At 72.8% G+C, this 7,714-nt stretch carries 6 protein-coding genes; 5 read left to right on the forward strand and 1 reads right to left on the reverse strand.

The window, feature by feature from the left end:
* Positions 1-147: 147 nt before the first annotated feature.
* Complete coding sequence (locus JNW98_RS33790; RefSeq protein ID WP_223772115.1) at positions 148-1,200, reverse strand: DUF7847 domain-containing protein; 1,053 nt, start codon at positions 1,198-1,200, stop codon at positions 148-150.
* A 250-nt stretch (positions 1,201-1,450) separates the two neighbouring features.
* On the opposite strand from JNW98_RS33790, the gene mtnA reads away from it, so the two are divergent.
* From mtnA to JNW98_RS33815, 5 genes are all read left to right on the forward strand, one after another.
* Positions 1,451-2,605, forward strand: a complete 1,155-nt coding sequence (gene mtnA, locus JNW98_RS33795; protein WP_223772116.1) for an S-methyl-5-thioribose-1-phosphate isomerase — start codon at positions 1,451-1,453, stop codon at positions 2,603-2,605.
* On the forward strand, positions 2,602-3,279 hold the full coding sequence (gene mtrA, locus JNW98_RS33800; RefSeq protein WP_004946863.1) for a two-component system response regulator MtrA: 678 nt from the start codon (positions 2,602-2,604) through the stop codon (positions 3,277-3,279). The genes mtnA and mtrA overlap by 4 nt, the downstream gene beginning before the upstream one ends.
* A 1-nt stretch (position 3,280) precedes the next feature.
* Positions 3,281-5,368, forward strand: a complete 2,088-nt coding sequence (gene mtrB, locus JNW98_RS33805; protein WP_372459391.1) for an MtrAB system histidine kinase MtrB — start codon at positions 3,281-3,283, stop codon at positions 5,366-5,368.
* Positions 5,365-7,182: an LpqB family beta-propeller domain-containing protein gene (locus JNW98_RS33810; RefSeq protein ID WP_223772117.1), complete on the forward strand. Its 1,818-nt coding sequence runs from the start codon at positions 5,365-5,367 to the stop codon at positions 7,180-7,182. The genes mtrB and JNW98_RS33810 overlap by 4 nt, the downstream gene beginning before the upstream one ends.
* A gap of 117 nt (positions 7,183-7,299) precedes the next feature.
* A partial coding sequence (locus JNW98_RS33815) for a ComF family protein (RefSeq protein ID WP_372459392.1) occupies positions 7,300-7,714 on the forward strand: 415 nt, incomplete at its 3' end.

Genomic DNA, 7,714 nt, shown 5'->3' on the forward strand with positions numbered 1-7,714 from the left:
AACTATATTTGATAAAGCCGTGGGCCCTGGATCGATGAGAATCGATTCAGGGCCCACGGCTTTTTTGTGTTTTCCTGCCGCACAGCCGGCACCGCCCGCCCCGAGGGCGCCTTCGCGCCCCCGGGTGGCGAGCATGCGATGAGTCGGTCAGCCGGAGTTCGCGGCGCGGATGAGTTCCACGTCCAGCGATTCGCGGCGGATCCGCTGGTCCAGGTAAATCAGCGCCGTCACACCGGCCATAAAAGGCAGCGCGATCGTGGAACTGATGACGGCACCGACACCCGTAATGATCAAGGAAGGCCACGAGAGGGAAGTGGCGGATTCAAGATCACCATCACCGATGGTCAATTGAATGGCGCCGAACGGAATCTGCACGATCATGGTCATCGCGAATATGATCAACAGAGCGACGATCTGCACTCCGAGAATCCGCCACCAAGCGCCCCGGACCAGCTTCGCACTCCGGCGCAGTGACTCGATCACGCCCTGCTTTTCCAGCATGAGGGCCGGCGGAGCCAGGGAGTAACGGATCCAGAGCCACATCATGGCGGCCAGCCCGGCCAGCGAGCCCAGAAGGGCGAGCGCGACGCCGGCGGGTTCCGCTCCGGCCGCGAAGAGGAGCAGGCCGGGAGCCGTGACGACGGCGAAGACGCCGAGGAGCATCAGCGGGATCAGGCACAGCAGCCCCGCCATGCGGGCCAGTTGGGGACGCGCGTCCCGCCATGCCTCGGCCGCGCTGACGGACCGTCCGAGAACGGCCCGGCTGACCACGACCGTCAGGATCGACGAGGCGAGGATCGAGCCGACCAGGCCGGCGACCATGCTGACGCCGGTGGCCCCGAGGCTGTCCGTCATGGCGTCCATCGCCTCCCGGGCACTCACCTCGTCCCCCAGCTCCAGGGTCTCGCCGCCCTTCAGCCACAGACCGTTGGCCACCGTCGTCACGGCCTGGGTGACCAGGGCGATGCCGAAGGAGACCGGCAGGACCGTCCGCCAGTACCGGAACAGGGTCGAGAACGAACCCTGGAGGATCTCGCCCAGGCCGAGCGGGCGCAGCGGGACGACGCCGGGCTTCGGCGCGTTCGGCGGCGGCCCCCACTGCTGGTGGCCCCAGCCGGGGCCGTTCTGCCAGCCGGGCGGGGGGCCGGGCGGGCCGGGCGGGAAGGGTCCGGGCGAGTTCCGGCCCGGAGAGTCGTTCATGGTCTGTCGCTCCTTCTGGGCCCGCTTGCCGGTGCGGCGTCCGAGCCGTACCCGAACATCGTGTCACGGGGGCGTCAGCGCGCTCGGGGCCTGTAAGAGGCGGTGCGCGCCCCCGACAGGACGCCGGAGAGGCGGAGGAGGGGCGTGCGTCGGCCCGCCAGAGGCCCCCGTCGGCGCCCCGTGGCCTCGTACGGGGGAGAGAACCGAGAGGACCTTCAATAGTCGCCCCGGGACGGGGCAGACTGGGTGAATGGCCGATCAGTACGCGCGACCTTCGGATGCCGCTGCTTTTCCCGCCACCTCACCCCTCCGCTGGGAGGAACCGCCGGAAGGGCCCGTGATCGTCCTCCTGGACCAGCGGCGCCTGCCCACCGAGGAAGTGGAGCTGGTCTGTACGGACGTGCCTGCCCTCGTCGACGCCATCCACACGCTCGCCGTCCGTGGGGCTCCGCTGCTTGGTGTGGCGGGTGCGTACGGTGTGGCGCTCGCCGCGGTGCGCGGCTTCGACGTGGAGGAGGCCGCCGAGATGCTGGCCCGGGCCCGTCTCACCGCGGTCAACCTCTCGTACGGCGTCGTGCGGGTCCGGGACGCCCATCGGGAAGCGGTCCGGAAGGGCGGGGGCGACGGACGCGCCGCGGCCGCGGCGCTCGCCGAGGCGCGGGCGGTGCACCGCGAGGACGCCGAGGCCAGTGCCCGGATGGCCGAGCGCGGGGTCGCCCTGCTCGAGGAGCTGCTGCCGGGTGGCGGCTACCGCATCCTGACCCACTGCAACACCGGGGCCCTCGTCTCCGGCGGTCAGGGCACCGCGTTCGCCGTCGCCGGGGCCCTGCACGGCGCCGGGCGGCTGCGGCGGCTCTGGGTGGACGAGACGCGTCCGCTGCTCCAGGGCGCGCGGCTGACCGCTTACGAGGCGGCGCGGGCCGGGATGGCGTACACGGTGCTCGCCGACAACGCCGCCGGCTCGCTGTTCGCCGCGGGGGAGGTGGATGCCGTCCTCGTGGGGGCGGACCGGATCGCGGCGGACGGTTCCGTGGCCAACAAGGTGGGCAGCTATCCGCTCGCCGTGCTGGCCCGCTACCACCACGTTCCGTTCGTGGTGGTGGCGCCGAGCACGACGGTGGACCTGGGGACGGAAGGCGGCGCGGACATCGAGGTGGAGCAGCGGCCCGGTCACGAGGTCACGGAAATCCCCGTTCCGCCGCAGGCGACGGGCGGGGGGACGGGCACCGGAGTGCCGGTGGCGCCGCTCGGAGCGCAGGCTTACAACCCTGCGTTCGACATCACACCGCCCGAGTTGATGACCGCGATTGTCACGGAAAACGGGGTTGTTTCCCCCGTGACGAAGGCCGGTCTGGCGGAGCTGTGTGTCAGGTCACGATCGGGTAATGGGATGATGTCGATATGAAGGGACGCGTCCTTGTCGTCGACGACGACACCGCACTGGCCGAGATGCTCGGAATTGTGCTTCGTGGTGAGGGTTTCGAGCCGTCGTTCGTAGCCGACGGTGACAAGGCACTCGCCGCTTTTCGCGAGGCCAAACCCGATCTTGTTTTGCTTGATCTGATGCTGCCCGGCCGGGACGGAATCGAGGTGTGCCGGCTGATCCGTGCCGAGTCCGGTGTGCCGATCGTGATGCTGACGGCGAAGAGCGACACCGTCGACGTGGTGGTCGGTCTGGAGTCCGGGGCGGACGACTACATCGTCAAGCCGTTCAAGCCGAAGGAACTGGTGGCCCGGATCAGGGCCCGGCTGCGGAGATCGGAGGAACCGGCACCCGAGCAGCTGACCATCGGCGACCTCGTCATCGACGTGGCGGGTCACTCCGTGAAGCGGGACGGCCAGGCGATCGCCCTGACGCCGCTGGAGTTCGACCTGCTGGTGGCGCTGGCCCGGAAGCCGTGGCAGGTGTTCACCCGTGAGGTGCTGCTGGAGCAGGTGTGGGGCTACCGGCACGCGGCCGACACGCGGCTGGTCAACGTGCACGTGCAGCGGCTGCGCTCGAAGGTCGAGAAGGACCCGGAGCGGCCGGAGATCGTGGTGACGGTGCGCGGCGTCGGCTACAAGGCCGGGCCGAGCTGACATGACGGACGGCGGTGCCGCTCCGGAGCGGGGCGCGGGGCGGCCCGCCGAGGTGGCGGGCGGGATATCCCTCTTCCGGCGGCTGTGGCGGGCCGGCCGGATGCTGCCCGACGGGGCGGCGACGGCGCCCGTCCACCCGGTGCTGCGCCTCTACGCGCGCTGGGTGCGCCGGCCGCTGCTGCCGGTGATGCGGTTGTGGCTGCGGAACATCCAGTTGCGCGTGGTCGCCACCACGCTGCTGATGTCCCTGGGTGTGGTGCTGCTGCTGGGCATCGTGGTGATCGGGCAGGTGCGCAACGGCCTGCTGGAGGCCAAGCGGAACGCGGCCCAGAGCCAGGCGGAGGGTGGCTTCAAGGCCGCCAGAGACGCCGCCGACGCGGGGGCGACCGGTGCCGACGGGCGGACCCAGGACGCGGCGCAGACGGGCGGCAGGACGCCGGACGCGGGCGCTTGGCTGACCGGGCTCGTCCAGCAGCTGGCCAGTGGCGGCCAGGGCGTCTACTACGTCGTGGCGTTGAGCGACGGCGGTTCCGACGGGACGCACGTGGGCACGCGCGGGCCGCGTGCCTCGGGGGACATCGACCCGGAGCGCAGCGTTCCGGAGGAGCTGCGCAAGCGGCTGGAGAAGCAGGGGGCCTTCGAGGAGCCGACGTCGATCCGGCGCAGCGGGTCGGACGAGGGGGAGCCCGCGCTCGTCGTGGGCAAGCGTCTCTACGACATCAACGGCAAGCCGTACCAGCTGTACTACCTCTTCCCGTTCACGCAGGAGGAGAAGTCGCTGAGCCTGGTGAAGGGCACGCTGGCGACGGCCGGGGTGTTCCTGGTGGTGCTGCTGGGGGCCATCGCGTGGCTGGTGGTGCGGCAGATCGTCACTCCCGTGCGGATGGCGGCCAGCATTTCCGAGCGGCTGGCGGCGGGCGTGCTCCAGGAGCGGATGAAGGTCACGGGCGAGGACGACATCGCGCGGCTGGGCGAGTCGTTCAACAAGATGGCGCAGAACCTCCAGGTGAAGATCCAGCAGTTGGAGGAGCTGTCGCGGATGCAGAGACGGTTCGTCTCCGACGTGTCGCACGAACTGCGGACGCCGCTGACGACCGTGCGGATGGCCGCCGAGGTCATCCACGAGGCCCGGGACTCCTTCGATCCGATCACGGCGCGCTCGGCGGAGCTGCTCTTCGGGCAGTTGGACCGGTTCGAGTCGCTGCTCGCGGACCTGCTGGAGATCAGCCGGTTCGACGCGGGCGCCGCGGCCCTGGAGGCCGAGCCGATCGACCTGCGCGACGTCGTCAACCGCGTCATCGAGGGCGCGCTGCCGCTGGCCGAGCGGAAGGGCAGCCGGCTGCTGGTCGAGGGCGGGGAGCGGCCCGTCGTCGCCGAGGCGGACGCCCGGCGGGTGGAGCGCGTGCTGCGGAACCTCGTCGTCAACGCCGTGGAGCACGGTGAGGGGCGGGACGTGTTGGTGCGGCTGGCGATGGCCGGCGGGGCGGTCGCGGTGGCCGTCCGGGACTACGGTGTCGGGCTCAAACCGGGCGAGGCCACGCGGGTGTTCAACCGCTTCTGGCGCGCCGACCCGGCGCGGGCGCGGACGACCGGCGGGACGGGCCTGGGGCTGTCCATCGCGGTCGAGGACGCGCGGCTGCACGGCGGCTGGCTGCAGGCGTGGGGCGAGCCGGGCGGCGGCTCGCAGTTCCGGCTGACGCTGCCCTGTACGGCGGGTGAGCCGCTGCGCGGTTCGCCGATCCCGCTGGAGCCGGCGGACTCGCGGCGCAACCGCGGGGTGAACGAGGCCGGGGTGCCCCTGGCGGCGGCCGGCCGCGGGGCGCCCGTACCGGCGCAGACGCGGCAGACGCCGGCCGTGGACCCGGCGGCGCTGCCGGGCAGCGGGGCGCGGGTGGTGGCCCGGCCGGGCGGGTCGACGGCGGACGGTTCGACGGGTGGCGTTCAGGGTGCTCCGGGTGCTGCGAGCACTCCGGGCACTCCGGGCACTCCGGGCACTCCGGGCACTCCGGGCACTCCGGGCACTCCGGGCACTCCGGGCATTCATGGCGTTCAGGGTGTTCAGGGCGTTCAAGAGCGGAGGCGGTCGTGAGCGGGCGGAACGACCGGTGGCGCCGGGCGCTGCCGGCGGTGGCGGCCGTGGCCGGACTGCTGCTGGCCGGGTGTGCCTCGATGCCGGACAGCGGCGAGGTGCACGCCGTGGACTCCTCGCAGCGCGCGGACGCGGACTCGCAGGTGCGGGTCTACGGTGTGCCGCCGCGTAAGGGCGAGCAGCCCGCCGAGCTGGTGCAGGGCTTCCTGGAGGCCACGACCAGCGACGACCCGGACTACGCGACGGCGCGGATGTACCTGGCGAAGTCCATCAAGCGGGAGTGGGACCCGGCCGCGTCGACGACGGTGCTCGCGGAGATGCCGCAGGTGCAGATGGTGCCGGGCGGCCGGGACCCCGACGCCGGCGCCGGGTCGCGGCGGGTCAAGCTGACCGGCAAGCAGGTCGCACGGGTGGACGGCAAGCACGCGTACAAGCCGGACGCGCGGGCGTACGAGCAGTCGGTGCACCTGACGTACGAGGACGGGGAGTGGCGCATCGACGCGCTGCCGCCGGGCCTGGTGGTGGGCGTTCCGGACTTCCAGCGCATCTACCGGTCGGTCAACAAGTACTACTTCGCCGAGCTGGGCTCTGGGGTGGACAGCAAGGGGAGGGACGTGCTCGTCGCCGACCCGGTGTACCTGCGCAAGCGGATAGACACCGTGACGTCCGTGGTGAAGGCGCTGCTCGACGGGCCGACGACGTGGCTGGACCCGGCCGCGGCGACGGCGTTCCCGCCGAAGACGCGGCTGGCGGACGAGCGGTTGTCGCCGGACGACTCCAACAACCTCAAGGTGCGGCTCGACGGCAGGGCGGCCGGGGTCGGGGAGCAGCAGTGCCTGCGGATGGCGGCGCAGTTGTTCTACACGGCGCAGGAGTCGGCGCGGGTGGAGAGCGTCACGCTGCAGAGCGGTGACGAGACGCTGTGCTCGCTGAACCGGAAGCGGGCCGCGGAGTTCGGGCCGGACCGGACGGCGGGACAGCCGGAGCGGCAGTACTTCCTCGACAGCCGGCGCCGGGTGGTCGAGCTGGCGGACGGCGACGACGAGGCGCGGCGGGTGGCCGGGCCGTTCGGGGCGGACGGGCCGCGGCTGGGGTCGGTGGCGGTGGACCGGGGCGAGCGGCTGGCCGCCGTGGTGAGCGCCAACGGGCAGGCGCTGTACGTCGCGGGGCTGGAGTACGGGACGCAGCCGGGCGAGGCGCGGCTGACGTCGCACGGCGGGGCCAAGGCGGGGCTGACCACACCCAGCTGGGACGGTCTGGGCGACCTGTGGGTGGCCGACCAGGACCCCGACCACCCGCGGCTGCTGCGGTTGCTCGGGGGTAAGGGGACGCCGGAGGAGGTGCCGGTGACGGGGCTGAACGGTGGCCGGATCACCGGGCTCCGGATCGCGGCGGACGGGGTGCGGATCGCCCTGGTGGTGACCAAGGGGGACCGTTCCGAACTGCGGCTGGGCCGGGTGGACCGGCGGAGCGGTGACGGGCGGCCGGGGCTGTCGGTGCGCGAGCTGCGGTCCGTGGCACCGAACCTCGTCCGCGTCGACGCCGTCTCCTGGGCCGGGGGGAGCCGGCTGCTGGTCGCGGGGAACGAGCAGGGCGGCCTGCAGCAGGTGGAGTACATCGAGACGGACGGTTCGCTGTCAGGCGTCTCGGCGCTGCCGGGCATCACCGGTGTCGGCGGGGTGGCGGCTCCGGAGACGCAGGGCCGGGCGTCGGCGCTGCTCGCGGAGCGGGACGGCGGCATCGTGCGGCTGCTGCCGGACACCAACTGGAAGCCGGTGGCGAAGGACGGCGCGGCGCCGGTCTATCCGGGGTAGCGCGCCCCTGGCCGGGGACGCCGGGGTGGCGGCGCGTCGTCCACAGGGTGTCGTGGGCATGTCCGGAGTTGTCCACAGGGGTGGCGGGTCCGGTCTCCCGGCGGGAGAGTGGGGACCGTGCGGGGGTGGTGGCAGGAGATCGCCGGGCTGGTGCTCCCGGCCGACTGCGCGGGATGCGGGGCCGCGCGCCGCGTCCTGTGCGAGGAGTGCCGGGAGGAGCTGGCCGGGCGGTCGGCGCGACGGGCGTGGCCGGATCCGGTTCCGGCCGGGCTGCCGCCGGTGTACGCCGCGGCCTGGTACGCGGACGCGGTGCGGTCGGTGCTGCTCGCGCACAAGGAGCGGGGAGCGCTGGCGCTGGCGGAGGCCCTGGGCGGCGCGCTGGCGGGCGCGGTGTGGCGGGTCGGTACGAGTGGCGCGCGCCGGGGCGCGCGGGGCCCGGACGGGCCTCTGTTGCTCGTCCCGGTGCCTTCCGCGCGGCGGGCCGTGGCGCGGCGCGGGCACGATCCGATGCGCCGGCTGGCGGTGGCGGCGG

Source organism: Streptomyces huiliensis (assembly GCF_020037025.1).
GTDB lineage: Bacteria > Actinomycetota > Actinomycetes > Streptomycetales > Streptomycetaceae > Streptomyces > Streptomyces huiliensis.